Genomic DNA, 983 nt, shown 5'->3' with positions numbered 1-983 from the left:
CCCAGGCGCGCCTCCAGGCAGCCACCACCGTCGGATATTTCTCACCCCACGGCCCGCTCTCAAACTCATCGAGCGCTTGCGCGGCTGCTTCGGCATTGATGGCTTGGTAAATCGGTTTCAGCTCGTTGGCCAGAGCCCGTCGCTTGTCCCAAGCCGCGTAGTCGAGGCTGTTGCGGATCAGGTGCACGATGCACGTTTGCAATGTCGTCTCTGGAAACACGGCACTGAGAGCCTCTGGCATGCCTTTGAGGCCATCGGTCACGGCAATCAGCACATCTTCGACACCGCGCGTCTTGAGATCGTTAAAGACCTTCATCCAAAACTTCGCACCCTCGGTGTTCTCGATCCAGATGCCCAGGATATCCCGCGTCCCATCGGGAAGAACGCCCAGGGCCAGGTAAATGGCCTTGTTGCGCACTAGGCCCTCTTCGCGGATCTTCACCCGCAGCGCGTCGAAGAAAATGACCGGGTACATGGGCTCAAGTGGCCGCTGTTGCCATGCGCCAATCTCTTCCATGACCTCGCCTGTCACAGAGCTGATGAAATCGGGTGAAACGTCGGTTCCATACTGCTCGGACAAAAAAGCTCGGATCTCTCTGACCGTCATTCCACGGGCGTACATGGCGATGATCTTGTCATCGAAACCGGTGTACCGCCGCTCGTGCTTAGGGATCAGAATGGGCGCAAAACTGCCGTCTCGATCGCGCGGGATTTCCAGCCGCAGCGGGCCATCGCCGGTCAAAACCGTCTTGCCAGTCTTGCCGTTGCGCTGGTTGCTTTCATCCTCTGGGCGCTGCGCGCCCGGCGGATAGCCCAGGTGGTGACCAAGCTCGGCATGCAGCGCGCGCTCGATCAGGGCCTTCTTGAACGCCGCAGAGGCATCCTCGATAGCTTCTGCGGTCATCAGGCCCTCACCGAACTGCTCCAGCAGCTCTTTGGGGATTTTGGGCAGGTCACGCAAGGGTTTCTTTTTGGTTGGCATA

At 59.2% G+C, this 983-nt stretch carries 1 protein-coding gene; it reads right to left on the bottom strand.

Annotated features, from left to right (window positions below):
• On the bottom strand, nucleotides 1–982 hold a 982-nt coding region (locus ACW9H9_RS28640), incomplete at its 3' end, for an IS256 family transposase (protein ID WP_457346711.1).
• Nucleotide 983: the final 1 nt, after the last annotated feature.

Source organism: Pseudomonas sp. SDO5215_S409 (assembly GCF_054071325.1).
Note: the sequence above shows the minus strand (reverse complement) of the source record. Positions and strands in the feature narration are given on the sequence as shown.